At 36.3% G+C, this 26,394-nt stretch carries 25 protein-coding genes; all 25 read right to left on the bottom strand.

Annotated features, from left to right (window positions below):
• Positions 1-348: 348 nt before the first annotated feature.
• On the bottom strand, positions 349-552 hold the full coding sequence (locus tag GVV20_RS08845; protein WP_159741369.1) for a DpnD/PcfM family protein: 204 nt from the start codon (positions 550-552) through the stop codon (positions 349-351).
• A gap of 234 nt (positions 553-786) precedes the next feature.
• Positions 787-1,230: a hypothetical protein gene (locus GVV20_RS08840; protein WP_159740906.1), complete on the bottom strand. Its 444-nt coding sequence runs from the start codon at positions 1,228-1,230 to the stop codon at positions 787-789.
• 111 nt (positions 1,231-1,341) lie between these two features.
• On the bottom strand, positions 1,342-1,716 hold the full coding sequence (locus GVV20_RS08835) for a hypothetical protein (protein WP_159740907.1): 375 nt from the start codon (positions 1,714-1,716) through the stop codon (positions 1,342-1,344).
• Between the two features lie 360 nt (positions 1,717-2,076).
• A complete protein-coding gene (locus tag GVV20_RS08830) occupies positions 2,077-4,266 on the bottom strand; it encodes a type IV secretory system conjugative DNA transfer family protein (RefSeq protein ID WP_159740908.1) in 2,190 nt (729 codons plus the stop codon).
• Positions 4,250-7,126: an SEL1-like repeat protein gene (locus GVV20_RS08825; RefSeq protein ID WP_159740909.1), complete on the bottom strand. Its 2,877-nt coding sequence runs from the start codon at positions 7,124-7,126 to the stop codon at positions 4,250-4,252. The genes GVV20_RS08830 and GVV20_RS08825 overlap by 17 nt, the downstream gene beginning before the upstream one ends.
• A gap of 27 nt (positions 7,127-7,153) precedes the next feature.
• Entirely contained in the window at positions 7,154-7,609 is a 456-nt protein-coding gene (locus GVV20_RS08820) for a hypothetical protein (RefSeq protein WP_159740910.1), read from the bottom strand.
• Between the two features lie 184 nt (positions 7,610-7,793).
• On the bottom strand, positions 7,794-7,991 hold the full coding sequence (locus tag GVV20_RS08815) for a hypothetical protein (protein WP_159740912.1): 198 nt from the start codon (positions 7,989-7,991) through the stop codon (positions 7,794-7,796).
• Positions 7,992-8,086: 95 nt separating this feature from the next.
• Positions 8,087-8,314, bottom strand: coding sequence for a hypothetical protein (locus GVV20_RS08810; RefSeq protein ID WP_159740913.1), 228 nt, complete (start codon positions 8,312-8,314; stop codon positions 8,087-8,089).
• Between the two features lie 20 nt (positions 8,315-8,334).
• Positions 8,335-10,299: a zincin-like metallopeptidase domain-containing protein gene (locus tag GVV20_RS08805; protein WP_159740915.1), complete on the bottom strand. Its 1,965-nt coding sequence runs from the start codon at positions 10,297-10,299 to the stop codon at positions 8,335-8,337.
• Positions 10,289-10,426, bottom strand: coding sequence for a hypothetical protein (locus tag GVV20_RS08800; RefSeq protein ID WP_159740917.1), 138 nt, complete (start codon positions 10,424-10,426; stop codon positions 10,289-10,291). Before GVV20_RS08800 ends, GVV20_RS08805 begins: the two co-directional genes overlap by 11 nt.
• Before the next feature lie 8 nt (positions 10,427-10,434).
• Complete coding sequence (locus GVV20_RS08795) at positions 10,435-11,139, bottom strand: type III toxin-antitoxin system ToxN/AbiQ family toxin (RefSeq protein WP_159740918.1); 705 nt, start codon at positions 11,137-11,139, stop codon at positions 10,435-10,437.
• Positions 11,140-11,354: 215 nt separating this feature from the next.
• A complete protein-coding gene (locus tag GVV20_RS08790; RefSeq protein WP_159740920.1) occupies positions 11,355-12,488 on the bottom strand; it encodes a hypothetical protein in 1,134 nt (377 codons plus the stop codon).
• Between the two features lie 29 nt (positions 12,489-12,517).
• Positions 12,518-13,498, bottom strand: a complete 981-nt coding sequence (locus GVV20_RS08785) for a M23 family metallopeptidase (protein ID WP_159740921.1) — start codon at positions 13,496-13,498, stop codon at positions 12,518-12,520.
• Positions 13,498-15,342 (bottom strand): VirB4 family type IV secretion system protein, encoded by a 1,845-nt coding sequence (locus GVV20_RS08780; protein ID WP_159740923.1) that lies wholly within the window; start codon positions 15,340-15,342, stop codon positions 13,498-13,500. Before GVV20_RS08780 ends, GVV20_RS08785 begins: the two co-directional genes overlap by 1 nt.
• The gene (locus GVV20_RS08775; protein ID WP_159740925.1) at positions 15,317-16,033 is read right to left on the bottom strand and encodes a hypothetical protein; all 717 of its coding nucleotides are present in this window, start codon (positions 16,031-16,033) and stop codon (positions 15,317-15,319) included. Before GVV20_RS08775 ends, GVV20_RS08780 begins: the two co-directional genes overlap by 26 nt.
• A gap of 35 nt (positions 16,034-16,068) precedes the next feature.
• A complete protein-coding gene (locus GVV20_RS08770; RefSeq protein ID WP_159740927.1) occupies positions 16,069-16,419 on the bottom strand; it encodes a hypothetical protein in 351 nt (116 codons plus the stop codon).
• Positions 16,419-18,131, bottom strand: coding sequence for a hypothetical protein (locus GVV20_RS08765; protein ID WP_159639445.1), 1,713 nt, complete (start codon positions 18,129-18,131; stop codon positions 16,419-16,421). The genes GVV20_RS08770 and GVV20_RS08765 overlap by 1 nt, the downstream gene beginning before the upstream one ends.
• 37 nt (positions 18,132-18,168) lie before the next feature.
• Positions 18,169-18,519 (bottom strand): hypothetical protein, encoded by a 351-nt coding sequence (locus tag GVV20_RS08760; protein ID WP_159740929.1) that lies wholly within the window; start codon positions 18,517-18,519, stop codon positions 18,169-18,171.
• A 13-nt stretch (positions 18,520-18,532) separates the two neighbouring features.
• Positions 18,533-19,381, bottom strand: a complete 849-nt coding sequence (locus tag GVV20_RS08755; RefSeq protein WP_159740930.1) for an immunoglobulin-like domain-containing protein — start codon at positions 19,379-19,381, stop codon at positions 18,533-18,535.
• Positions 19,381-19,764 carry a single-stranded DNA-binding protein gene (locus GVV20_RS08750; protein ID WP_159740932.1) on the bottom strand — a complete coding sequence of 128 codons (384 nt, stop codon included), beginning with the start codon at positions 19,762-19,764 and terminating at the stop codon, positions 19,381-19,383. The genes GVV20_RS08755 and GVV20_RS08750 overlap by 1 nt, the downstream gene beginning before the upstream one ends.
• A gap of 1 nt (position 19,765) precedes the next feature.
• Entirely contained in the window at positions 19,766-20,389 is a 624-nt protein-coding gene (locus GVV20_RS08745) for a hypothetical protein (protein WP_159740934.1), read from the bottom strand.
• Positions 20,390-20,394: 5 nt separating this feature from the next.
• A complete protein-coding gene (locus tag GVV20_RS08740; protein ID WP_159639450.1) occupies positions 20,395-20,514 on the bottom strand; it encodes an LPXTG cell wall anchor domain-containing protein in 120 nt (39 codons plus the stop codon).
• Positions 20,515-20,605: 91 nt separating this feature from the next.
• Positions 20,606-21,631 (bottom strand): VaFE repeat-containing surface-anchored protein, encoded by a 1,026-nt coding sequence (locus GVV20_RS08735; RefSeq protein ID WP_159740935.1) that lies wholly within the window; start codon positions 21,629-21,631, stop codon positions 20,606-20,608.
• Positions 21,600-25,082, bottom strand: coding sequence for an MSCRAMM family protein (locus GVV20_RS08730; protein WP_159812645.1), 3,483 nt, complete (start codon positions 25,080-25,082; stop codon positions 21,600-21,602). The genes GVV20_RS08735 and GVV20_RS08730 overlap by 32 nt, the downstream gene beginning before the upstream one ends.
• Before the next feature lie 138 nt (positions 25,083-25,220).
• Positions 25,221-26,312, bottom strand: coding sequence for a DUF5011/hyalin repeat domain-containing protein (locus GVV20_RS08725; RefSeq protein WP_159741118.1), 1,092 nt, complete (start codon positions 26,310-26,312; stop codon positions 25,221-25,223).
• Positions 26,313-26,394 lie beyond the last annotated feature (82 nt).

Genomic DNA, 26,394 nt, shown 5'->3' with positions numbered 1-26,394 from the left:
CTAAATAAGGGCTTAGATGACCCTTACGTTTGGTGCAAAAGAATAACATCAATATTTTTTTGTATACTTCCATGAATGTCAGCTATCAATATAATATATTTAGTATCGCACACTTATCGTCTTATGTTTTGTTTAGTTCACTATATGCACGATGAATTTGTTTTACTCTCACACCAGGGGCGTCTTGTATAAAATTAGAGACTTCAGTGTGAAGTATAACGTGTCGAACAGACCGTTATAAGCGAACAAAGTGAGCGACCTTCATGGTGTAGTCTCGTGCAAATTTTATACATGGTGCCCCGCGCGATACTATACTATGACATTATGAAAGTGAGCAAATTTGCTCACTTAGTCTTTTTCAACATGTTCAATGATAATATCTACACCAGTAAAATCGGTATCACATAGCACAATTTCACATTTTTTATACTTACTCCATATAGTATCGTAGGCTCTTTCTTTTGCGTCACTGCTATCATCACATTCAACATTTACTTTGATTACTCTTTCTAATGTTTCTTGAACAATTACTGTTACTGTATAGCTACTCATAAATCTCTCCAATCTCATATTCAAGGGTATTTCGATTTTGATAAACACAAAACGCAAATTCATCAATATTCACATTAAACCTAAAATACTCTTCCAACGCTGGGCAACGACAACTAATCGAAATAACAGATGCGTCCGCGAATGTTGCTCTCATGTACTCAATTGCACTCCCTTTCATCTGACTAGATGAAAGGTTTGTGCAATTGTCATTCAAGTATTGAATGAATTGTTTAATCATGACATATGCTCATTATCAGAGATTTTGATTTCACATGTATGAGCATGATTTTCATAGTGGTCATCATAAGTAGTTGATATATCTCGGTTTAGAAGTTCTTCAGAGTTTTGATAATCTAGGAATGTTCTTTCCAAACTATCATATATACGAGTATTCATATTTTCGACTTTTATACCCTTATCCATGCAAAGCATTGCTTTCATGAATAACTTAGGGCTTTCTTTTTGAAGTGCTTGAAGTTGCCCAAGTATCGCATTAAGTAAGATACACTCCATAGTGCTATCTTGGGCCATCATTTCAAGCACTTCCTGTTGAAGCAACTTTTGATAATGTGTTTTCGGTACTTCGGTATTATCATGAAGATATGTCATATCTGTAATCTTTTGAGCCATTTTACTAACTGGCAATTTTACAAACTCATCAATATATTTTTTACTCATGTTCATTACTCCTTTTTTCGAGATTATCGTTTAGGCGTTCAATTTCTTTAACTAATGCATTCATTGCGTTTATCATAGTTTCATAAAATCTTTGTTCTAATACTGTCATGCTTACCACCAACACCAGTAGATAATCTCATATAGTTCATCACTGTATTTATCAAGAATAAGTCTCGTAACATTTTGTAGTAGTTGAACATCTTCATAGTAATATTCATCACAATCTGTCGACCCATAAAAGAAACCTGCAGTCGGTGGTAGAAGTTCAAAACTTACTTCATCCGATTTACTATCTAAAATCTTAGTCGCAATTTCATTGAGGTGTTCGATAGTTGTTCTTGGAATTATTTCATCCACCATATTCTGCACATCATACAAACGTTCCATATACCCTTGAAGTGCATTGAACTTCCTGAATGTTCCGAGTATCTCCTCCTGAGATGTATCAACCTTACTTCTAACACTTAATGTATGGTCTAAACCCATAAATATCACTGCTCCATTTTCTAGGCTAGGCTCTACCCCTTTGCCACCCAATACGCACCACTTGAAATGATTGATGCAAAACTCATGAAGAATGGAACGGAAGTCGCACGAGTGCGGGTGAAGTATGAACGTAGTGAATGGATCCATTTGTAATGAGCGCGTGAGTAAAATTTTTAGAAAACATGTACTTTCGTTTTCTAAAAAATTTGCGAATTTTGCATCGAGAATGGAAAGTGGTAAGTTACGGGTGGCAAAGTTAAGCATGTGGTTTTAGAACACAACGTGTTCATAATTAGGGAAGTGCGCTTGTCGCGCATCCTTTGAGCAATAAAAAAAAGCCCTGGAGATTTACAGGGCTTCTTACTTACTAATGAATTTTGAAATAGTTTTATTATTACTGCCTTCTTCAAGAATATTGAATTCCTTGGATCCTTTATGTTCTGCACTTTTCTTCCGACCAGTGTTTTCTTCAATACTTCTTTTTTTCCACTCAAGTTGAATATTGAAATATTCTGTAGGTCGTTTAGAAACAGGTTTAGTATCCCAGACTGGTTCCTCGTAGAATGAGTATAAATTAAAGGGTGGTAACTTTGAAATAAATGGGTTCCACTCAATAGTATTAACAAGTGAACGACCTTTCTCAAATGACTTAAGGCGCTCTGCTGTAACAACAGGACGTTCAATGAAGTCTTTTTTCTTTTTACTATACACCAACTCATTTCCTGATAGCTCACTAAATCGCTTTCTCGTTGATTCAGTTTGCGAACCTAAATAAATTACATTCGTTGAGTTATCTTCAATGATTTTCGCAATTTTAGGCTCATACTTATCCTCAAGTTGCTCGAATGACTGAATGAATGCATTGATTCTAACACCACGAGAACGCGCTGCACCATATAATGCTTCGATATCCATGATCTCTGGTAATAGACCCATTTCATCAATTATCCAGTTCATTGGAATATCAAGCCGTTGCTCTGCTGGATTATCTCGTGTATCTTTGATAGCAACTTCATACAGTTGTTTTAGAAATAACGTTACTAACGGATAGTACGTTGAACGTTCATCATGTGTCTTCAGGAATATTGCAGTCTTCTCTTTGAAAATTTGCTCCATATCAAAAGTAGTATTTGATGTCATATTCATGATATTGTCATTAGCCGTTAATAGCGATACTTTATTCATAAATACAGACTTTAGTGATGGCTTAACGTTACCATCCGCATTGAGATAAGTAGCAAGTTTTCTCACGGACTCAGAATCAACGTCACGATACTTATTGAGGTATTTCTTGAGTAACGGCATTCCTGATGAATCTGCGTCATCTCCCAGTTCGATGAGATATCGTGCTGTCTTAGCATTGACATGTTCATCAATACCCTCTTCCATTGCAAAAAGCGCACCACCTGCAAACATATCACCTGCACCCATATGCCAAAATGGGTCTTTTGCATCTTCTTCCCAGGTTAGTGCATGCGATACTGCCATCACAAGCTCAACAGCATCACTAACGTTGGAATATTTGTAACCTTGTTTATACTTTTCTGCTTCAGGTATACGAACCATTCGCATTCCTTCAGGGACAATTTGATTTCCTTTTACTGTTTCCGGATGTAAGATGTTTTTTTGGTAAAAACTCTCTTCAGTATTTGTTCTTTTATTTTCGACAGTTACAATTTCCCATGTTTCCATTTCTTTATCAATTGCTTTCTTCCATTCTTTGTATGCAACGTCTAAAGGGTTCCATCCATCAGAACTTTTTGGATCTACAAAATCAATCACAATAACTTTATATCCAGCAATTTCAAGTGCTCTTCGCGTTAAAGCATCAATCTCTCGTTTAGGATCATGAACGACTATACTTTCACCCGCATAAATATAACTGTAGATCATTAATAAAACATAGGTAAAGGTCTTTCCTCGACCAGTCGAGCCAACAAAGAGTGAATGTTGATCTCCTGTCAGATACCATACTTTATCAAAATTTCCTATTAGCCAATACTTCCGCATAGCCATGACAGGGATACCACCAACTATTATCTCATTACCACTATCATCAAACTTAATTTCATTCCACCGTTTAGTCGCTGGAAGTAGAAAGTGTGTTACATATTTGTTCACCTGATGTGCAATAACAGTTTTTAAACGATACCATTGTTTTAAGATGCCTGTCTCGACTACTTCAGTAGTTTCTCCATTTCGCGCATACTTAATTAATGTAGTACCACGTCTTCGCTCAAATTTCGTAAGTAATCTGGCATAACTTTTTTTGTCATATTTACTTCTTTTACTAATTTTAATGTTATCACTGATCGAATTTAGAAGTAATGTTGAGAATGACAATCCGATGAGTATTAAAGCAATTGCACTCAATACATCACTACGCCAGACTCGAGTAATATCCAATGTGAACCACATAGATGGTTTATTATTTGTATGTTCTAGCATGGGTAATATTTCTGTATTCCAGTACTGAACATTGGATAAGAAAAAGAGTATCGTTAAGCACGATACTCCAAATACAATTAATTCTTTAAAAAATTTTACCATATTTCTGTTGCTCTCTTTCTTTTTCTGTTTCCAGGTAATCATCAAGTCCTTGTCTCACAATTCTTTTGACTTCAGCATCCGAACGCTTAATAGCAGCTAACGCAGAATTGATTGAGCTTTTCGCGTTACTAAAGTTGTTTGTGTTTGATTTTGTATAGTCATTTGAATAGTAATCAATTGACTCTTTAACTTTCAAATCAAGTGTCTCATTATAGACTTGCTGAAGCATTTCCACTCCACGTTCTTTGCTGAAGACAGGACTATCTTTATCTAAATACATGAATGCCATTGTTTTAGCAGATTCATGATCCCCTTTTTTAACTCGTGCCATGAGGAACTTTTGCATTGTTAAGTATTCAAAGTAGTTTTTATCTTTCAGATTCATGTAGATGTATTTGGTAGTTGCGTAGTCATGTCCTTCATGAGCGAGACTTTTATACATATTCTTCGCAAGTTTTTTATCCTTATCAACACCTAGTCCCTTTTCATACATTTGAGCAATTCTAAATTTAAAGAAAGGCACATTGTTTTTCAGTTCTATTTCTTGTTCCATTAATTCAAAAGACTTTAAATAGTAAACACTCGAAACTTCAGAGTTACTGTCTTTCATTAGCTCTGCATACTTGTAAGCTCCATATACATTCCCAAGTTCTGCAGATAATTCCAAATAGCGCAACGCTTGTCCCAACTCGTGTGCTGAAGTATATCCCTTATACAATTTATAAGTGATGTTTTTATCGGATTGATAATCCTCAATCGAACTTAGATAACTAATTCCTAAATAGATATCTTCACGTTCGACACTCTTCAGCAATCGACTCCCTTCGTAGTTAAGTATGTTTTCATCTTTCGCCTGCAGTAATTCATTTTTATACTTTGTTGCAAGATGTTCAAGATTTGACAGATTGTTTTTCTCAACGTATTTTATGAAAAATCGTTTTGTGTGGATATTTCCCAGTTCAGTAGATTTGATTAAGTAATCTAGTCCCTCTTTTTTGTCAACCCCAACTGTCTTTTCATCCAAGATAATCCGAGCTATTTTATACTGAAGAGCATCATCTTCAGTATCTTTTAAATATTCCTTAAAACCATGAAGCGCAATTTCGTATAGTCGCTTTGAACTTTCGATATCTTCATTTTCAATATGTTTTGCTAGTGAGTATGTTGCATACGGGTTACCCAAGTCAGATGATTTTTGATATAGAGTTTTAGCTGTATCAATATCAACGTCTCCTCCGTATCCACGTTCATATAATGTTCCTAAACTATAGAGTGCAAACTTATTTGATGATGCCAAAGAAAGATGTGTTCTTGCTTTGAGATAGTCGATTTCTGTTCCATTCCCATACATGTAATATTTACCAATTCGATAATTTAGATACTCAGCCATCCAACCACCTTTTTCGTTAGTTGAAGCAAGTATTGACTCGAAGCCCTTCAGTGCTTCAGTATATTTTTCATTGCTTAATTTTAGAGACTGATCATCATGTCGATTTCCGTAAACTTTTGCCAAATCATTAATTGCAAGAACATTTAATTCACCTGCTTCTTGAGTAAGTAGTAACTCCGCTTTTTCAAGTTCGTGAACTGTCCTTTTAGGTTTGTACAAAAGAGTGAGTGCATCTTTATATTTCGGACTCCAGTTTATATGTGGTATTCTATTGTCTTCATTTATAAAGATATAGTCATCTGGTGGATTAGCTTCATCAATAATTGACACATCATTCAGTTCGTCATCGGATAAATCATTAAATGATTCTTTTGGTTCTTGAGCATCAATATCCTGGTTACTATTTAGTTGTACTTCATTATCAATAACGTTTGTAGAATTCGATTTATGACTTTTGAAGTTAGAAAGAATGTTGTTAGCAATCACTTTCCTAATTTTCAATTTTTCACTGTCCTGCATATTAGTAACTTTTTCGTTAAGATGTCCCTCATAAACCGAATCGAGTTCTCTAAAGTTTTGCATCAAGTTTTCAAAATCTTCTTTGACATATTCATGTTCTAATACCATTGTAACTATGTTGTCGATTTCTTCCCTATACGGGATCATGTTGCTTGAGCCATACTGCAGTCTTCCGCTTGAAGGCAGTTTATCAAATAATTTTTGGATGCTATCCTCAATCTGTTTATCCTGTTTGGATGAAATAATCGTCATGCCTTTGTTTTGTAGCAGTTGTTTGCTTGACTGTAGCAATTTCATATTTTGTTTGAAAGCCATGTCCGTTCCTAATATTAAACGTTCCCGCTCTTTCATTTCAGTGAGCATGTAACGCTTAAATTCTTTAAGTTCACCAATTGTAAAAGTGCCCTTTTCACGAGTAACATTTTTCTCAAGAAATACCAAATGCACATGCGGATGGTTTTTATTATTATGATAGTTCATCCACCAGATCATATTTGTGGGCTCTAAACCAACATGCTTGAAAAATCTGTTCAGTGTGTTCTTTGTAATTTGAGCATAGTCTTCAGCATTAAACAATCCGTATTGAGAAGCAGTTGCATAATCCTTAAATGATTGAACTGGCAACCACGCGATTTTATCTTCGTCCTGAAAATTTTTAGCAACATAATTCCTAAACTGTGTCATTGCTTGTTTTGATTCTATCCAACCTTCATGTGTGTAAGTTTTAGTTGCACCAGTTCTTTCTGTTGAATATTTATAATAGCCACCTGGGCTATAATCCATTTCTTGTTTCTGATTGTCGTTAGCATTTTCTCGTGAAGTATATCTTGAATATCCAACTAGCGACTCAGTTGAGACAATCCCTTTTTTTCCTTTAGGATCTAGCGACTTAGGATAAGAACTTCCGTTCTTTATGAAAGCCATCATATTTACTAAATCTGGTGAAGCCATATTTTACCCCCTTCTATCCATGCAGTGTCATTCTGATTTTTTAATAATGTAATTTTCAAGAATGTGATAAAGTTGTTCATTCTCAGATATCGCACTTTCAAACCCCTTTGGATCATCAATTGCATTATCAATGTTGAATTTTTTAATCTGCAGTAACAGTCCCAACATTTCTTTGTTTACACTTTCTGTCAATAATAAAGCGTTTAAGAACTGCCCCATATTTTCGAAAAAATTATTAAATTTTAGATCCAGGTTATTTGATAGTTGTTTAGTCATTTGCGGAATTACGTGTGACATAACATCATCTCCAAAAACCTGAACATAGTAATTTTCGATAGCTTCTTCAATGACTTGACGTTCATTAACTTCCACTCCTGACTCGATGTATTCAGGTAGAGATTTTTTATAGGATACTATCTTGTCTATCATTGTCAGGTATCTGTTCTGTAATCTATAACTTTTCTTTTGTCTTTCTAAGTCCATTTATATTCTCCTTTGTGTGTCCGACAGAAATAACTCAAACTGTCTCACACTCAATGTCTTTTAAAAAGTGGGCATTGCCCACTTGTTCTCTTGTATTGTCCGACACGCTTGTCGGACAATACTCTTATGCTCGTCCAATTACAAAGTAAAATGGACATAAAAAAAGGATAGCCAAAAGGCAGTCCTATACTTGTGAGCAAATTTGCTCACAGCTTGTTTTACCATACAGTAATATCGCTTCTGCTATAACAGAGTTGAGTACTGCGCCATCAAATTGAAGAATACGTTTTGCACTTTCGAGAGTCCCGTCCCAATTTGAATTCAATAATCTAATCACTGCTTTATCAAAAAATGTATTTTTATTTTCAACTAATTCGGTCATAATTCGCTCCTGATTTTTTCGCCTTCGGCGACTGGTTTTCGGCTACGCCGTCACGCTTCACGGGGACAACCGTGAAGCGTGGGTCGGACAAAATTTTATGTTGCCACAATTCGTGCGCTTACCTTTTTTCCAAATATTATTTCTTTAGTGCTGATTATCTGACATTCGATTCGTGATCCTTTATGGTATTGATTAACAATTTCTTCTACAACATTTCCTGTAGCATACGTTTCAATAATCCCATCAGAACATAGTAAAGTGATGTATGTCAACGCGTTGTCTGTATCACCATTTGAGTAAGGATATTTTTCTACTCTGTTCATGATAAACCCTGGTATCTTTCTCATAGGCTCATACCCACTGCGTTTGCTTTTGTTACATTTTTATCGAGGTCTAAGCCATCATGCTTTTTTGACATGTTTACGAGTTCTTTATTCCAATCCTTTAGATTTGGATACGAATGATACACTTCAATCTCTGGATAATTTTCATTGATGTAGTCAATAAGTTTATTTGTTGCTTGTTCACCTCGTTCATCGTTGTCAAATGCGATCACAACCCTTTCGTATGATTGCGCTTCAGGACGTTTTACCATATGGAAGTTAAATACTTCCTTACCTTTCGCTATACCATTGACTGCTAGATAATCAAAATTTTTGTTATTTGATTTTAGAGTCATGATCGACATTGCATCAATCACTCCTTCAGTTAAGATTAATGTATTACCACCATTATTATAAAACACACCAACTTCGGTGATAGAAGAACCAACTTCACCCTTGAAGTGACTTGATTTCTTAGCTGCTCTTTTACTTGCATATAATGGCACTCCATCTAATCGACCAACAAATACACAGTTATCAAGTTTATCCTGATAAAGCATCCCTTTTTCAATAAAGTCATTCACAAGACCTACTGGTATGCATCGTGTTTTTGTTAGATAATTAATTACTTTTTTATTATTATCTGCAGGTTCAGGTAATTCAATTCCGTCAATCATGTTAATTTCACGTTTTTCATAAGCCTTATACTCCTGAACTTCAGGCGAAAATTCATGATAGTATTCACGTACGCGATTCAATGCATCAGGGAATGGAATATCTTCCATATGCATTACAAAGTCAATGATGTTACCTCCCACTGCTGTTGAAAACCTATAGAAGTCATTTCTGTGCGTGTAAATCATCAGTGAATCGTGTTCTTGAGTACTTATGATTCCACGACCTTTTGATGTTAAGGATAGCCCTAGTACGGTCTCTGCGTATTCTGAGATTAGTACATCTCGTCTTAGAACGTCAAGAGGAACTTCCTTGTATACTTTTTGTTCAACAACTTCTTTCGTTGCTAGTTCATTTTCGTATTCTTTGACCTTACCTGCAGTATAGAGATAATTGTAGGCTTTACTTGCATTATTAATGGCACGACTAATAATTAATGGATCCTTACGAATTGCATTAGCCCATGATTGAATATATGCCACATTATTATCGAGTGTTTCATCATACTTGATAAAGCCAACATCCTGAGATAAAAACACTGACGAAAACTCTGCAACTAATTCCTCTTCAGAATATGAAGCACTTCCAAAAGAACCAGACATATCACGATTCAAACGTTGAGGACTCCCTGTTGCGTGACTCAGTTCATGAAACAACGTTCCATAATATTCACGTTCAGAATCAAAACTATTTTTCTCAGGCATCGTGATAGCATCATTAGACAACCTGTAGAAAGCCTGGTCTCCACTGTTTGAAATATTTATGTGCATGTAATCCCTAATATTATTCGTAATCTTTTCAGCAATGTCATTTGAAAAATCTACAGATTGCATCTCATTGACTTTAATCTTTGGTATCCCAATTACCTCTTCAGCATTAAAAACATCAAAATACTTCAATCTCAATTGACTCTCAGATTTTAATTGATTAGCCTGTTCTTGACTTAGACCATTAAAATCTTCGGCAATGAGAACTTTTCTCAAACGTTTGTTATAAAGCAGTGGATAACAAAGTTTTGCGCTCTTAGCACCTTTTTTAATTCTCCATCCTTTTTCTTTCGCTTGGTTGAATGTAACCCATCTTGGATCTCTCAATCCTCTAACTGCAGATGTCATGCTAAGTATAATTTGATTAGAACCACGATATTTTGTATTTGTTACTGCATTGTGTGGTTGCCCACCGACACCTTGTTTCCAAGGTTGATTCCAGGGTATAACATTTTTATCAAGGCTTTCCAAAATTGTATCCACGAGTTTTTGCTGTGATATATTTAGTTTTTCATTTTGTTTAGTTACACCACTATTCGTCATCCTTTTCACCCCCATAATTCAAAATCACTTCGCGCGCGGTTTTATCATTGTTTAGTGTGTTGTATTCTGCTTCACTTACAAGGTCAAAAACATTAAGTGCAAAATCTACTTCATTATCGTTTTTCATACTTCCTCCTACATACTCTTAGTATTTGTTTGTGTAATTTCAATATCCTTAGCCAACTCCAGTCCGTTTTCATGGACTTCCTTTAAGAGTGGAATAGACTCCATATCACCGTATGTCACCGTATATCTTTCATCATCTACATCAACAAAAAACAAACCCTGTGTAGCTATGACAAAGGTTTGTTCTTTAGTAAATTGCTGATCGAGTTCATACTGCAGCGTTTTAGTTTCCAAGTCACCATAATCAAGACATCTATTAAAAAGTTTCGCATCCAAGCGATTACCTTTTTGTCTCTCGTATAGAATTTCTGCGTGTAAACCAATAGACTTACTCTTTATTTCGAGTTCTTCAGCTTTGAGACGTTCCATATAATTATTCACTTGAACATCTGTTTTGTTCATACTTAATACTGTTCTTATATCATGTTCATTCATTGTGATAAGGTGTTTATCCAAAACTGGAAACATATAATTTAAATTTACAACACCCACTATTTCATTACCTTGCTTGAGTTTGAAAAAATCATCCATCTTATTCATATTTCTATGTCGAGGTTGCGCATGATTTATTTGCGTAATATAGTGAACTGACCCGATACTGAAGAGTTTAAAGAAAGGCTTATACTTCCCTGAACCATAGTCTTGATTCGGTATACGATTATCTCCATGTGTTTTCATGTATTGAAGATAATCTTCATCTATTTTCAGCCACATTGTTCCTCCTACTGAGCAAATTTGCTCACAAAAAAAGACACCCGCAATGAGTGTCTTCTTTGTTTGATAGATTTGTTAATGCCTATCAGGACATAGCCCTTAATCATTCTCATGATTACACCGCACCTATACGATCATGTCGCTCCGTGCCTACTTGCCGTCTTTTGAACTTCCCAGGTGGACGGTCACCTTTATGTTAATATTGTAACATATTTTCATTTCTTTGCCAAACTTGCAATATACATTCTGTAATATTTTTGCCTGTTATCGTTAAAATGCTCTCTTGTTATACCATTTTTATGGATAAAATCTACTGCCCATTTGAAAAAATCATCGTATTCATTTTGTTTAAACTTCATTTTCTCTCTAGCAAAGAATAGAAACTCTTCAAAGTACACCTCCTGTTGACTTCGAAGACTTTTAATTGCAAGTTCATCAAAGTTGGTAATTTCTTTATAGTGAATATTGTTTCTCATTTCCCTGTTCTGTGAGAAGAATGTAGGTTCTAATTTTTGAGAGATCAGATCTGAAAATTCATTTGCATAGTTTATTTCTTGTGTCAAACAATCATTTCCAATTAGAACAATCGCTACCGAGTAAACTTTTGTCATGTATCTATCAAACGATAGTTTTAACTTTCCAATTTTCAAATTTTGAGCTTTAAAATATTCCGATATGCGACATATCGTAAATACCCTTCGATAATGTGTTAGTAAGAAACTGATGTCACTAGACGTCGCATCTAAATTAAAAATATCTTGCGAAGACTTTGGAAAGTTAGTAAATTCTTGACTATCAAGTTCGTCAATTAATTTTCGAAATATTTCTTTACTAAACATTTTATTTACATGATCAAGAAACAGTTTTTCTCCTGGAACTTTAAACACTTCATTGAGGATGAAATAAAGAAGTATGGGCGGTTGAGAGACAAGTCTATCGTTATTTTCAAAGTTTTCTGGAGCATTTGCATGAATATAGATTATGTCATAAATAATGTCGTCTCTATCGACCATCACCGTTAAATCATAATCATCGTTCGTTAAGTCAATTTGTAGAGTGCTTCTTAGTTTAGTATGCGACCTTCCGCTAGAGGATTTTTTCAATAATGACTTACGCATTCTTTTTGTATATTTCGCTAAATCTATAACTGTTCCATCTATGTAATTTCCGGATTTCTCATCCACTCCAAAAAGTTTTATCATTTCATGAACTACTATTGTTGACTGCTCTATTAAGAAGAGTCCCATTAACTCCTTTTGATAATCATTAGTCAGCTGTTTTTTTAACTCAAGTATTTGTGAAGTGAACCATAAATCATTTACTATTTCTACAAACGTTGCAACTTGCATATTGCCCCTCCTCATTTTCAATCATCATACTATCTTCCTGATTTATCGTCCACCTCCAGCACAGTCAATGGATCTATCACCACACCATCCACATGAACCTCTAAATGCAAGTGGCAACCAAATGAGTAACCAGTATTTCCAACACTGCCAATATATTGACCTTTAGTAACCATTTCTCCAAGGTTTAGAGTTAGTGGGTCACGAAAATGTAAATATCTGAACTCCATATCTCCATTAGTCCAAATAATATAGTTACCCCGCCAATGGTTATTAGCTTCAACAGTAGTTACAATGCCATCATCCATTGCATAAACGGGCGTGCCACAAGGTGCTTTAATATCTAATCCATTGTGGGTCTCAGGTTTGCCATTAGGATAGTACGTCCCAACGCTATCACCGACAGGGTAATAAGATGAAAATGGATACAATAATTTGCCTTTGTATTTGTCAATTATTTCTTGAGGTAAGTTGCTTCCTGAGTCGATGCTGCCTACCTTAGTAATCAATTTAGCAAGTACAGAACTCGGAATTTTTTCCAACTTCGCGTTATAAGGACTGATTTTTTTAATATTGTTTGTGAAAACTTCAATTTCTGCTAGTTCATATGTCGTTTCCTTACTTTCTTTATTGTATGTTCCGACTAGCGCTGAATCTACGATTCGCTCTATTTCATCAGATGTCATTGCTTCAAATTCTATACCCGAAAGCAACTGTACAACCACTACCCAATGCTCAGGAACTGTAACACCATTTTTTGTAAGTTTTCCTGAATAGGTTTCTTTAATTTTTGTTTGATTTTCTTTATTGCTGGTTGTCATTTGAATAAGCATGACAAGTTCATCTGCACTTGACGAACCATCACCAAACACAAATTCCTGAATGCCATTGAAAAAGTCAGATACAGCTTGTACTGGTACCGCAACAATTGCACCAACTGCAAGAATTGGTAACGAGAACATGAGAAGTGTTACTACTAATGACGCAAGAGCGCCGAGTGCTTTTTTCTTCATTATGACTCTCCTCGTTTAATCTCCCGAAGTTCCTTTTCAGTTGCTAGAGTTGTCATCAGAATTCTACGCTCCCCATAACACAGTAGACCATCCCCCAAACCAAAGTTCTTGATGCGGTCTGCTTCAGTATCGTTTAGTTCCATCAGCTCACGGATTGCCCCTACAGCATCTTTACTCATTCGTTTCAGTACTTTGTACGCTGAGTTATTTAGAATTGCCTTACCATGTACTCGCATCTGTACACCACCAACTAAAACGTCACTGTTGAGATCGAGTGGTTCTTGCGTCGCAAGTACCGATAGACTGTTATATTTACGCGATCTACGATACAGTGTTGCTACTTCTTCAGCTGCTCTACCTTCTAACAACATTAGATGGGCTTCATCAAGAACAAACATGCTCAAGATACTTTCATCTAAACAAATAGACCAGGTGAATCTAAACATCATATAGTTTAAAGCATTTCTTAATTCTAATGATTTTTCAAATAAGTTTTTTGTTCCAAACGAAAGGATGCCACCTTCTTTGACCATATTTCTATCAATGGTTGTGTGTCCATTGAAATAGAATTTGTCAGTAGTTAGCATTGACTGCGTTTTACGTTGTAGGTCACGCAGTAATTCAATGTCTTTAAGACGTGTATTGTCCCTCGAATATGCTTCAATAATTTCACTGATCGCCTCGTCAAAATCTTGCTGGATTGGGAAGTCTTCATTTCTACTGTCTCTAAAACTCTTATCGTAACTGAAGCCTTTTTTCTCATACATCAATAATGCAACATCATCAACCTTATCCAGCACATCTTCTGGTATCCCTTTTTTGTACAGAGATAACATGATCTTGAATTCGTTTATTGAGTTGTAGATTGAAAGTTCTGTATCATAAGGGTTAATATCCTCGCCTTCTTCTGAAGATAGCGGTTTTAAGTCCCACGGATTAATTCTGGAATTTCGAGTTCCCCAGTTAATGAACTGTCCGTCATGTTTCTTTGTTAGATAGAAGTTTTTATTCTCTGGGTCTATCCAAACGATACCTAGTTTTTCACGAATACCAAAACGAACAAAGAGACCGGAATCTGTTGTTTTACCTGAACCAGATTCTCCTAAGATGACAATGTTGTTGTTCAGTCGTTTTTCATGTACCGCTTTCTTATTGTCCTGCACGTACAATAAAGGGTTCAACAATACAATTCCAGATTGGTTTAATTCACGACCATACACAAACCCTCGTGGGTCTTTCAACGTTTGAAACGTATATGGAAACATTCCAGCAATACTTGTACTTGGTGTTACAACACCATAATTGTCTTTAATTACTTCAGGGATTGAAGTATCCGAAAATATCGGCGTAGTGAATTTCATGAGTTCAAGCTGAAGCGTATGAATAACTACGGTTCTAAACCCTTCCCCCATTAATTGGTCTCTAAATTCTTCAACCTCTGCATCTAGGTCTTTCTTGTTTGAAGCACTTACTGAGTACACCATTACAACGTTATGAGACTTGTCACGGTTCTGAGTGGTTTCCTGTATAAAGATTTGCAACGACTCTATTTCGAGCCTTAGACGCTCTCTAACCGTGTCGTCACGCGATTCTGAATACCGTTTTCGTTTAGAACGCAGTTCCTTACGAAGTGCTTTCGATATATTTGCTTTATGACGTTGTGTCACCATGAATAGCTTTGTGTTTTGATTACTCGCGTAAAGAGACAACATTCCTAATCCAAATTCTCCAGGCAACCCAGTTACAAGAATATTTCTTATATAACGATCACCCATTATGTAGTAGTCATCCTTCACAACAAGATTTGTTGGTGCAAGTCTACTTTTCTGATATATGTTCGCCATCTGATACCTCCTCACTAATCGTGTTATTAATGTTAGATTCTTCGTCCTCAACATTCATTTCCGCTAAGATTTGAAATGCACCATGACCGAACAAATAATCATTAATCATTTGGTTTTCAAAAATGTATGCAGAGTAGTTTTCATAGTCAATGATGTTTAGTGTATCTATTTGGAAACCAGCACGTTCAAACTCATACACTAAATCATCCATCATGATTTGTGCTTCTTTTTCTGTTGTCGATTGGATTGTTATAAAAAACTCCAGTTCATTAAAGTCTCGGATGAACATGATCGATTTTTCTATATCATCCTGTATCAATTCTCGTATAGACGGATTGGTTTCTGTGTCTAAGCGCTGTGAAAGATACGCAAGTTCTTTATCCATGTTTATAGGATTAAATACAAACGAGTGATATAGTTTGAACTTAATTCGATTATATACATTTCTCAATCGAGCAACTCTCATCATTTGTTCGTATGGATCTTCAATAAAGATATTTATTGGGTGTATCTTAATTCCCCTGACATATCGTTTTTTATTTCCACTTTTTAGTACTATTTGGTGTTCTTGAATCTCTTCAATGTGCATCCAACTTAAAGTCGATGCAACATTCTTTTTCAGTTTTTTTGCGTCTTTAATAACTCTTTTATGTGTCTTGGGTTTACGTTCCCATGCAATTTTTAATCCCATTGTTCCAACCCCTTTCTAAGAGTGAGCAAATTTGCTCACTCATATTCATCAATATATTCATCGGAATCATCATACTGAACCCCTTCCCACATATACTTCTTTTGCATCCCTTTGTACGCAATCTTTAATTTGAAGTATTGGTATGCATTGTGATAACCCTCAAGAGGGTTTAGTAACACAAAGCCTGCTCCAACAGGAATCAAAGCAAGTATGAACATTAGTGCCAGTAACAATTTATTGCCAATACTCATCGCGAAGACCCCAATAACAACAGTTAAAACAACACTTGTAATAATAGAACCAATAAGAATTGCAAGTTCTTTTGGGTAGTATCGGTTAATCAACAATTGCCCTTGTTTAAAGTTCTCTGGGTTATAAAATCTCATCACTCATTACCCTCCTTGATACCTGGTGTTCCATTCATGGCTTGACGGTACATCATTGATGCACGTGCAGGTAAGGTTTGGTTAAGTCTATTTACAGAACTTTGGTATGCATGACGCCCTGCAGTACTTGCAATCTTTCCAAACCTTCCGCCTTTGTCGCTATATGCTCGATCTACAAAATTAGATGCAAAAGAGCCAGACTTAGCAAGACTATTCGGATTGTTTTCTCTGATTTTCTGTTTATCAAACGGTTCGTTGTTTGTTTTCATTCCATGAGTGAAATCACCTGCAAACCGACCCTTTTTGTTCGATAAGTCTTCAGCATTGTATCCTGAAGATGTCGAAGCACCTTCAGTTGAATCATAGCGCCTTGGTTCAGACGCACCTGAGAATGATTGGTGTGATTTATCCCTATTGCTAAAATCGTTCCCCTGCATGTCTGCATTTACTCCCTGTTGCATCGAAGCATTTAGATTACTGTCACTTTGATTGAGTTCTTCATTGTTAAGATGCATACTCGATGATGTTTGTACATTTTCTCTATCTGAGTTACGAACGTCTTGACCGCCACTCTTAAACTCATTGTTTGAGCTGTTCGTTCCATTACTTCTCGATGAGTTGTTGGAATGAATATCGGACATACTTTTTCCACCCAATGATCGTCCAAGTGAATAAGTTGCACCTGCTCCAGCGGTTGCCATAGCTCCGCCAACTGCACCAAGTGCTCCACCAACCGCACCACCAACAAAACTGCCCATCCCATTGGTCGCTTGTCGAATTGCAGCCATCTGTTGTAATGCTCCTTGTGTGGATGTGTCCCCACCTATAACTGGTGCTAACTCTGGGACTCCCTTCAGTACTGCAAAGAGACCTCCAATGAACATTAATAATGTGACCCATACTCCTTGCGTTCGGATAGAATCAGATGATGCTACTGTAAGAATGAAAAACAGGCTCAGTAACTGAAGACCGTTAAGAACAACATCTGCAATTACAAGCCTGTACCATTTTTGAAAACTTTGATCTTCTGGATTGATTAGTCCTGAAATCGGGATAGGACTTATCAGTATTTTAATCCCTAGTTTAAAGTATCGTTCAGCGATTTCAATACCAATTAATACTAAACCAACAACTGAAATACCGCCCATGATAATAAGGATAAATATGTCTCCGATTTCGTTGAAGTAGGTGTACTCTTTTTTTCCTGTTTCCTTGTGGTTGATTGATATATCACTGAGCTTGTACGTTTTTGGAATCTCATACCCACCGCTTTCATTCTCAACTTTAAACGCATCACCCATAACAGAAGAGATAACTAAAGTGGATGGAACTGTATCTGCTTCCTCACCAGTAATTAGTCCAATATTTCTAACAAAGGTTTCACCTGCATTCGTCATAAATCGGACACCAATAGGCATCAATGCGATTGCCATACTTACCATGAGAATTCGACCTGCTATTTTGAAAATATCCATTTTCTCTCTGTATTCTTCGTCAAGAGAAATCTTAATCCCCATCATTAACATACGAATCATTGATATACCAGCGATTAAAACACAAAGTAAACTCCAGTAGTTCCAAACGATATCGAGATCACCAACATTCAGTGTCGCAACTTTCATCGTTACATCATAGATTGCATCACCTATCATGAAGATTGCATAAGCTAACGCCCACAGAAATGTACGGATAATATCTGTAATTATATCCATAATTCAACTCCTTTCATCAAGTGAGCAAGTTTGCTCACTATGATACTCCGAAGATTTTGAATACGATAACGATACTTTGAATTAGACCTGCAACAATACCTAGTTTGATTAGTTTGCTTATGAGGTCAAACTCTTCTTGTTCTTGTTCGTTCTTAAAGAAGTGTTTAATCCCTAAAATTACAGCACCAATTGCAGCACATACTGGTACTACCCAAATAAGAACATTTTTAATTGGATCTACATATCCATTTACGAGGTCTCGTAATTCGTCCTCTTTTACACCTGGTCCATCTTCGGCAAATACTTTAGACACTCCAGCAAATAGTAATACAGACGAAAGTGTAACGTATTTAAATACACTCGATAATTTCTTTTTTAATGTGTTCATTTAATTTTCTCCTTTAGTCAAATATGACAAGTCTTGAACCTTTAATATTTGCACCTTCACCGATGCGTTCACAGCGTCCACCCCAACCTTGCCTATGAGCATCAGTTAATGAACTCTCACAAGCACTTGGAGCAGTTTGCATGTTGTAACCATCACTGAACAAGAATTCTCTGCCTGCGGGCTTATTTCCCTTGTTGATTGAGGGTGTCTCACCATTTTGTTGATTACTTGAACCATTGTTTGAGCTTGATGAACCACTAGATGACCCATCAACATAAATTGGCCTTTCTTCGATAACTGTGATGATTTCCTTCTCTCGTTCAGTAACATGAACAACAACATCCTTTTTTGTTTGATTCCCTGATGCATCACTCGCGATTAAACTGAGTGCATAATCTCCTGGGCTGTTTATGTCTACCGCTCCATCAACACTAAGTTTTACATTCTTATCAAAATTATCGGTTACCTTAATCAGATCATGAATGTTAAAGAACTCATTGTTTACTTCAACAGCAATTTCTTTTCCATCAAAATGAATGACAGGTGGTGTTGTGTCTTCAAGTGTGATTACAAATTCTTTCGATGCTTTTTCACCCGTAAAAATAAGTATTTTATCACCCAGTGAATTTAACTCACTTCCAGAGCAGGATATCTTTTTACCACCCGTAATGAGTGTTTTATTGTTTGTGTCGATTTCGGAGACTGCTACATTGTTTACTGTCGCCACCGCATCACAAGCAGTCGATAGCTCGCCGACTTCATATCTATCTTTTTTTAGTTGGATATCTAATTGCTCCGACTGACACGCAGTCAAGAACACTAAAATACTCAATACGGCAAACAATCTCCCAGCGTGTTTCATTACTTAAAGAAACCTGCAGCTTTCTCTACAAACGATTGCTTTCGTTGCGTGTCAGATTTTGGAATATCAAATTCATCTGTAGTTGTTGCTGTTTGCTTGTTTCTTAAGAACGTAACTTTAGTAGTGACTAATCCTTGTTCGTTTTTGCCTTCTTTTGTGTATGTGCGTATTTCTCCATAAACAAGTACTTCATCGCCCTTGTGTTTATAATTTCCAATGCTTTCTGCGACTTTATCAAAAGCCATTACATCAATAAAATCAGTTACATTTTTAGCACCTGGACGATCTACAGCTAAGTTGAAAAAACATACTGAAATGTTATCAGCAGTTTTACTTAATTTTGGTTCTTTAGAGAGTCGTCCTATGAGTCTCACTTCATTCATATTAATTCTCCTTTCCTATATTGATTACATCAGCAGGCATCAATTTACGCTTAAGTAACAGTTGCGTGCTTTTCAATCCATCAAGTTTGATTTCGTCTTCAGGATCTAAAATATTGAGCGCCGTCTTATTGGCAACACCTTCAGCCTGCGACATATATAGAACATCAACGTCCATTAGTAGTGAATCAATGGGTACGTCTTTAGCAACACTAATAAAGGTCATCACGTTGTATTTATGTGAATACTTTGCTATTTCTAAAATACGTTTTTTTACACTATCACTTAACTCATTGAAACAATCCACAAGCAAGTGACGTCTACCTTCCACGTTGTTTATGAAGGTACCAAGCAAAGAAAGGACAAGACTGTCTACGTCTTGCCCTATTTTTTTAAGTGTTTCTGCATTCCACAAATCTAAAATCATACTTGTTTGATGGTTCATCACATAGATTGATACATCATCAAGAAAGCGATCTTGTGGCATCAAGTTAGTGACGAGTGTTTTTTCGTTTGATTGATATATATTTTTGTTAGATATTAGGAGTGTACGACTTATTCGCAAAGATTCATTAATGATCTCTGTATCGTAGTGTCTGACATCATCTTTTATATATAGTACATTCATAATTGTTACTCATCATCATTTTTATTCTTTTTTCTTCGGTATAAAAATATACCAAAAGCAACTAATGCAATGACCGATGCACCAATTCCTACTGTATCCGCTGTTGTTAAATTTACTAAGAACATAAATGTTCCTCCTTCTGTTTAGTTAAGTGAGCAAGTTTGCTCACAGGTATTCTATAAACGTAAAAGAGTGAGCAAACTTGCTCACTCTTAATTATTCCCGCATATTCGTATGATTATTTTTTAAGTTGATTGAACTGCTTATCATGGCTTTCGTTTCGCTTACTGCTTCTTCTGCAGTATCAACGTAATCCTGATTTTCATTCATTGAAATACCATACGTGCTGAAGTTTATATTTAATTTATGAGAACGATAGATTACGAACGCTCCAACAAGAAGTAAAAGTAATCCAACGAGTAGTAGAGGACTTGAGCCAATACCCGTTGCTGGTAAGCTAATAACTGGCATCATGTCATTATAGTACTCGATAGTGTATAAGTTTCCATCAATCCCTTTTTCGCCTGTTAATCGAATCACTTCATCACTGAGTAAGTATCCTTCAGGGGCATTGGTTTCTTTAATTTCAACTGTTTCTCCTTCAAAAATGGTAAATGATGCGATACCATTTTCGTCAGTCCACTTCACATCGTTCACATTTCCTTCAGCATCGTACATAGTGAATTCTGCTTTCATGAGACGTTCTTTTGTAAGTCGGTCTTTTTTATTGATTTGAACCGTTATATTTTCAACAGTTTGATCTTTATCTTCTAAATCATCATGTAAGAAAATGAGGCGGTCTCCATCGTAACCATACTCTGCAAAGTTTACAGAATCTGTTATGAGTTTGTTTTGGTCGAATGTGACACTACTAATAACGCATCCGTCTTTGCTTTCTGCTACAAAGATAGTTGTTGAACTCACAACTTCACCATCGATGATAATTGGCTCACCTGTATGACGATCACGAAGTACAGTTTCAAGGCGGTATTCATTGCCTACAATAAGACCAGTGTAGCATGTCTTATCTTGAAGCGTAACCATATTTGGTGATTGCATGTCACGTTCTACAAAGGATGCCTTTGTCTTTGCAGTTGGCAGTTCTGGTGTTTGTTCTAAATCATTGATGTCATGGTGAACTACAACTTCAATGTCATCGCGCATTAAGGTCTCAAACACAACGACTGTTTGCCCTGTAAGAGCGTCTTGGTCAAAAGTGAAGTCTACAATATACAAAACCATCTTTTGTCGTTGGTGTGAACGTTGTAGTGCCCGTAACAGGCATCTCATCAATGAGTAGTGGCTGATTAGTTTCTTTAATCATGAGGAACCCTTCAACCGTATATTCCTTACCTACCCATAAGTTTGTATAGGATACTTTGTCTGTAATGGTAATGATGTTTGGTGTTTCTTTATCACGCTCTACAAACGATGCTTTAGTTTTAATATCTGCATGCTTGTTCTCGAATATGACGGTATATGTTTTACCATGTTCCTCAACGAAGATTTGTTGTTTGTTGTTCTCTGGGTCGATTCCATAATCACCATTTACTTTGATTTCTTCAACAGTGTAGAATCCGTAACGAGCATTCTCAATTACAATTTTTCCGTCTTGTCCGGTCTCATAGTATCCAAGTAGAACGTCATTCGCATCATATAGATTAAAGCCCCATCCTTGAAGTGGTGCTTTCGTATCTTTATCAATTTTTAGAATCTCAATATTTCCGCGATTCCATTTATTAACGATTTCACCTGTATCTAAGGACAGCCCAATCAAATCACCTAAGTCGATATATGTTTGTTGATCGTCAACTGTAAACTTAATTGGTGCAATTGGTTGATATCCAGGTAATGGTGCAACTTCCACAAATTCATACTCACCTGCAGTTAATTTACCACGTGTGAATATGTCACCATTCGCATCACTAAACCAGATGTCCTCACTAATGATTTCTTTACCATCAGCGTATCGTAAGGTTACAAACTCACCACTTTGGGTATTTCTAATCTTAAAGCCAACACCTTCGAGTGGTAATCCATCTTCATTGACCTTATGTGCTTCAATATGAACTTCAATTAATGCATTCGGTGCAATAAGATATTTTGTTTGTCCTTGGCTTGTGATATCAAAGTAGATTTTGCTTTCATTGATCCAATATCCGTCAGGCGCTTTATCTTCTTTGAAGTAGTATCCGTTATTCTTTGAATAGCGAAGACCATCAACGTTAATGCGTCCATCTTCATCTGAGGTATACGTTCCTAATAACTTATCATCACTACTTCTGTAAAGTCCAAACTCTGCTCCTTCTAATCGAGCAGTCCCTGTACCATTTGTTTTAACAAGTTCAACACTTCCATAGATTGCTGAGTTCGTTATTGTTTGTCCAACTTTAGTTACCGATACAGTCGGGTTGTTTCCATCATAAAGTACATAAACATCCCAATATCCATCAAATAATTGATATCCTTCAATAGTCTTTAATTCTTGTACGCGATATTCACCTTGCGCAACATTGTGCCATGTGACTTGTCCCGCACTGTTTGTAACACGTTTACCAACAAGATCCCCTGCATTCCAAACAAGTGTTTCCCCTTGATACACGTCACTTCGTGCGTATAAGCCTAGCTCAACGTCTTCAAGTTTTTTACCATGATTCTCTGGGAAGAAACTATCTAGTGTATCTTCTTCTTTCGTAAATGTTACATCAGTAAGTTGATATTTGTTTTCGATTGTTTTACCAACGACAACAATAGGTGTTGTTTGGTTAGCGTATTCAATCTTAATTTCATGGCGTGTCTTGTCGAGCACAAGACCATTAGGTACTTCTGTTTCTTCTAGGTAATATGTTCCAAGGTCAAGATCATCAAAAATCATTTTCCCTTGTGCATTTGACACTGCATTAGCAACTGTAGTTCCATTTGCATTCAATAGATTGAACTTAGCACCTGCTACAGCTTTACCATGTTGATCCACCTTAGTGGCTTCAATACGTCCTTTAGCAATGCTATTAACGATATCAATGGTGTTGTCTTCATCTTTGATTAGATGAGACTTAATGGTCGTATCAATAATGATTGGTGCAGGCATTGATTTTTCACGGAAGTACATTGTGAGTCCCGGTTCCCAATCAGACGTTGTAAACTGTCCATTTGCATCCGTAGTCTTACTCCATACCTGACCGCTAAAGTCTGGTGAGTATGAATATTCGATGACCCCACCAGCTACTGGATTACCATTTGTGTCTTTTTTAGTAACTAGAATATCAACAAGTGGTGCTTCAAACCGAATATCTGCTCGTACTGGGTCACCAATTCTACCTACAGCTACTTTTTGACTGGATCCATCCGTCGCAACAAATGGCGTACCTTCGTTTAATGCACTTTTCTTGTTTAGCGTAATTCGTCCATTCTTCTCTCTAACTCTGAGAACTAATTTTGAACCATTACTTTCAATTAAATCCATTCCATCCCATTTTACTAATTCGAAATCACTTAAAATCGGATCGCTTAAATCAATTGTTTCTCCAATTTTCACTTGACGCGTCTGACCGTCCCACGATGGTACTGTTGTGTGGTTTGCAATTCGGTAGTTAGTTCCTTCAATATCCGGTCTTCCGCCAGTACCATAGTCACTGAATACCCATCCAATAGCTTCGTACACCATTGCTTGTTTAGTCCAGTTATCTGTACCATAGTTAGCAATCAAGACAACTTGTTTTTGTTGAGCATATGATAGAGTAAAGGTTAAACGACCATCCATGACTCGAATTGCCCCTGCACTCTCTGAATCAAATGTTTGTGCATTACCTGTAGAAACATTCAAGACACTTGGTTCTAAACATTGACCCAATTCACCATTCACAAATATTTCCTTAAACTCAATATCTGTAAAGTAGAAAGATGGATCAGCTGCCCAATAGAATGATGTCCCTCTAGATAAACTAGCCCCTGTTGTTACTTGATTTCCAAGTGAACGTTTAGCACGTGTTGACTGAGCTATAGAATATGAATAATGTACATCTTCATAGACTACCCATTGTCCTGTTTCGTTAATGTAATGGACTCGGTAGTTATCTGGCAATGTTTCAATATAGTCACGTCCTAATGGTTGATTAGACACCTCTTTAATCGTGTGACCCTCTTGTACATATGGGGCATTTTGAATATTTGGAAGTCCCCAATCTGAAGGCGTTACTTTTTCTTCATTTAGAGGAACAATAACAGCTTCTGGTGTCTCCGCCTTTTGAACTTCGGAAGATACATTTTGTTCGACTGCTTCGTCAGTGTTAAGTTCTTTGATGTCATTCACTTGAACTGCGAATTCAAACTGTGACTCACGTAGTACTTCTTTAGGTTCTTTATCAGCTTCTTCCAATAATAATGTTTGCGTGTATTTTACAGTGAACTTGTAGTCACCATTATTTCCAACAACATAAGAATATCTGTAGTCGCCACTCTTTATGCTTTCTTGATTGTGTTGTATATCATCAATCACAACCTTTTCATCAGTGTTTGTTGAAAAATCAAGTTTAATCCCATCTTTTGATTGAGTTCTTGTCGTTTCAACAATTATACTATGGTCTTCATTTGAATAAACCTCTGTGTTATCAGCGCTTAGCGGTTGTGCAAATACTGCAAAACTACTAAATATCATTAATAATGATAAACTCAATTTACTTAGTTTCTTTTTCATATTTTCCTCCTCATTGATAAAAGAAAAGATGCCTTTCGGCACCCAAGTTTATTGACACATTACTTTAAGGGCTTCTACCCTTTCGACACACATGCATGACTTTACCCCTTTCCAATAAAAAAGAGCGATTTCTCGCTCTTATCGCTTTGTATATAACATTGCGCCATCTGAAGCGCACATATTTGATCTCCAATTTTCTCCAACGTCACTGAACAACGTCTCTTGCATAACTGCTGCACATGATTCGTATGTTCCATAATAACGATAGAAGTATAAACCATCTCCAACATAATCACCTGGTTGGTATGTTGGAACAGTTGGCTCAACAGGTTTAGGTTTTTCTGGTTGAGTTATGTTTCCACCACCACTGTTTGTACCACCACTGTTTGTACCACCACTGTTTGATGAATTTCCGTTGCTTGTTGATCCACCACCATTGCTTGAACCACCGTCATTTGACGCTCCACCATTATTTGATGAAGTGTTTCCATTATTACCGGTTTCTGGAAGCGATTCTTCTGCTTCTTTATCTTTGACGATCACATTGAATGCAAGCTCGGTTTTATTTCCGTGCTTATCGGTTGCAACTGCTTTGAGTTCAGTTTTACCAGCAACTGAGTAATCAACGTCACCTTCGACTTTAACTTCGATGTCGCCGTCTACAGGGTCTTTAGCTTTGAATTTGTTTGTAAATTCGATTGGTGTACCGATTTCAGTTTCAATGTCTTCGATTGGATCAATCGTTGGTGCTACAGTATCAACCACAATAACATCAAAGGATGTTGACGCGATTTCCTTAGCCCCATCAAATGCCTTGACTTCATATTTAGTTGGTTTACCACCACCATTTTCGTTCATATTAGCAAGATGAAACTCATATAAATCAAAAATGTCTGCAGTTGCCATTGTTAATCTTTGTTTATCCGTCATCTTGTACGAGACTGTATCCGATTTAATTGAATCTACTAAGATTGTAAATTTATTTGTATCAACGAGTTCACCATTTCCTTTAAGAACAAATTTCGATGTAATATCTTCATTCTTAATTGATGATCCATATTCTACAACAATATTTACGTTATCTTTACCCGCGTACTCCAATTGATAGTCCACTGATTTATTTTGTAAGAGTGCTGCAATTGTAATTCCACTTAAGATTACAGCAACAAAAACGACCCCAGTAATTATTTTTCCATTCTTTGTTCTAATCCATTTTTTTAATGCTTCCATATAACCCTCCCGATATATTTAAGTTATTTTTAGTTTATCATATTTGTTCATGAAATAAAAAAGTGAGCAAATTTGCTCACAC

Origin of the sequence: Erysipelothrix aquatica (genome assembly GCF_009828775.2) — a bacterium.
GTDB classification, from domain to species: domain Bacteria; phylum Bacillota_I; class Bacilli_A; order Erysipelotrichales; family Erysipelotrichaceae; genus Erysipelothrix; species Erysipelothrix aquatica.
This window is presented reverse-complemented; position numbering and strand designations above follow the sequence as displayed.

What these genes read in the sequence shown, in the direction of transcription:
- GVV20_RS08770 (WP_159740927.1), bottom strand. Translation starts at nt 16,419, where the DNA reads ATGAGATTTTATAACCCAGAGAACTTTAAACAAGGGCAATTGTTGATT.
- GVV20_RS08840 (WP_159740906.1), bottom strand. Translation starts at nt 1,230, where the DNA reads ATGAGTAAAAAATATATTGATGAGTTTGTAAAATTGCCAGTTAGTAAA.
- GVV20_RS08800 (WP_159740917.1), bottom strand. Translation starts at nt 10,426, where the DNA reads ATGAAAAACGATAATGAAGTAGATTTTGCACTTAATGTTTTTGACCTT.
- GVV20_RS08795 (WP_159740918.1), bottom strand. Translation starts at nt 11,139, where the DNA reads ATGTGGCTGAAAATAGATGAAGATTATCTTCAATACATGAAAACACAT.
- GVV20_RS08745 (WP_159740934.1), bottom strand. Translation starts at nt 20,389, where the DNA reads ATGAATGTACTATATATAAAAGATGATGTCAGACACTACGATACAGAG.
- GVV20_RS08775 (WP_159740925.1), bottom strand. Translation starts at nt 16,033, where the DNA reads ATGGGATTAAAAATTGCATGGGAACGTAAACCCAAGACACATAAAAGA.
- GVV20_RS08825 (WP_159740909.1), bottom strand. Translation starts at nt 7,126, where the DNA reads ATGGCTTCACCAGATTTAGTAAATATGATGGCTTTCATAAAGAACGGA.
- GVV20_RS08790 (WP_159740920.1), bottom strand. Translation starts at nt 12,488, where the DNA reads ATGCAAGTTGCAACGTTTGTAGAAATAGTAAATGATTTATGGTTCACT.
- GVV20_RS08755 (WP_159740930.1), bottom strand. Translation starts at nt 19,381, where the DNA reads ATGAAACACGCTGGGAGATTGTTTGCCGTATTGAGTATTTTAGTGTTC.
- GVV20_RS08845 (WP_159741369.1), bottom strand. Translation starts at nt 552, where the DNA reads ATGAGTAGCTATACAGTAACAGTAATTGTTCAAGAAACATTAGAAAGA.
- GVV20_RS08820 (WP_159740910.1), bottom strand. Translation starts at nt 7,609, where the DNA reads ATGGACTTAGAAAGACAAAAGAAAAGTTATAGATTACAGAACAGATAC.
- GVV20_RS08750 (WP_159740932.1), bottom strand. Translation starts at nt 19,764, where the DNA reads ATGAATGAAGTGAGACTCATAGGACGACTCTCTAAAGAACCAAAATTA.
- GVV20_RS08740 (WP_159639450.1), bottom strand. Translation starts at nt 20,514, where the DNA reads ATGTTCTTAGTAAATTTAACAACAGCGGATACAGTAGGAATTGGTGCA.
- GVV20_RS08725 (WP_159741118.1), bottom strand. Translation starts at nt 26,312, where the DNA reads ATGGAAGCATTAAAAAAATGGATTAGAACAAAGAATGGAAAAATAATT.
- GVV20_RS08805 (WP_159740915.1), bottom strand. Translation starts at nt 10,299, where the DNA reads ATGACGAATAGTGGTGTAACTAAACAAAATGAAAAACTAAATATATCA.
- GVV20_RS08730 (WP_159812645.1), bottom strand. Translation starts at nt 25,082, where the DNA reads ATGAAAAAGAAACTAAGTAAATTGAGTTTATCATTATTAATGATATTT.
- GVV20_RS08765 (WP_159639445.1), bottom strand. Translation starts at nt 18,131, where the DNA reads ATGGATATAATTACAGATATTATCCGTACATTTCTGTGGGCGTTAGCT.
- GVV20_RS08760 (WP_159740929.1), bottom strand. Translation starts at nt 18,519, where the DNA reads ATGAACACATTAAAAAAGAAATTATCGAGTGTATTTAAATACGTTACA.
- GVV20_RS08815 (WP_159740912.1), bottom strand. Translation starts at nt 7,991, where the DNA reads ATGACCGAATTAGTTGAAAATAAAAATACATTTTTTGATAAAGCAGTG.
- GVV20_RS08735 (WP_159740935.1), bottom strand. Translation starts at nt 21,631, where the DNA reads ATGGTTTTGTATATTGTAGACTTCACTTTTGACCAAGACGCTCTTACA.
- GVV20_RS08810 (WP_159740913.1), bottom strand. Translation starts at nt 8,314, where the DNA reads ATGAACAGAGTAGAAAAATATCCTTACTCAAATGGTGATACAGACAAC.
- GVV20_RS08830 (WP_159740908.1), bottom strand. Translation starts at nt 4,266, where the DNA reads ATGGTAAAATTTTTTAAAGAATTAATTGTATTTGGAGTATCGTGCTTA.
- GVV20_RS08780 (WP_159740923.1), bottom strand. Translation starts at nt 15,342, where the DNA reads ATGGCGAACATATATCAGAAAAGTAGACTTGCACCAACAAATCTTGTT.
- GVV20_RS08785 (WP_159740921.1), bottom strand. Translation starts at nt 13,498, where the DNA reads ATGAAGAAAAAAGCACTCGGCGCTCTTGCGTCATTAGTAGTAACACTT.
- GVV20_RS08835 (WP_159740907.1), bottom strand. Translation starts at nt 1,716, where the DNA reads ATGGGTTTAGACCATACATTAAGTGTTAGAAGTAAGGTTGATACATCT.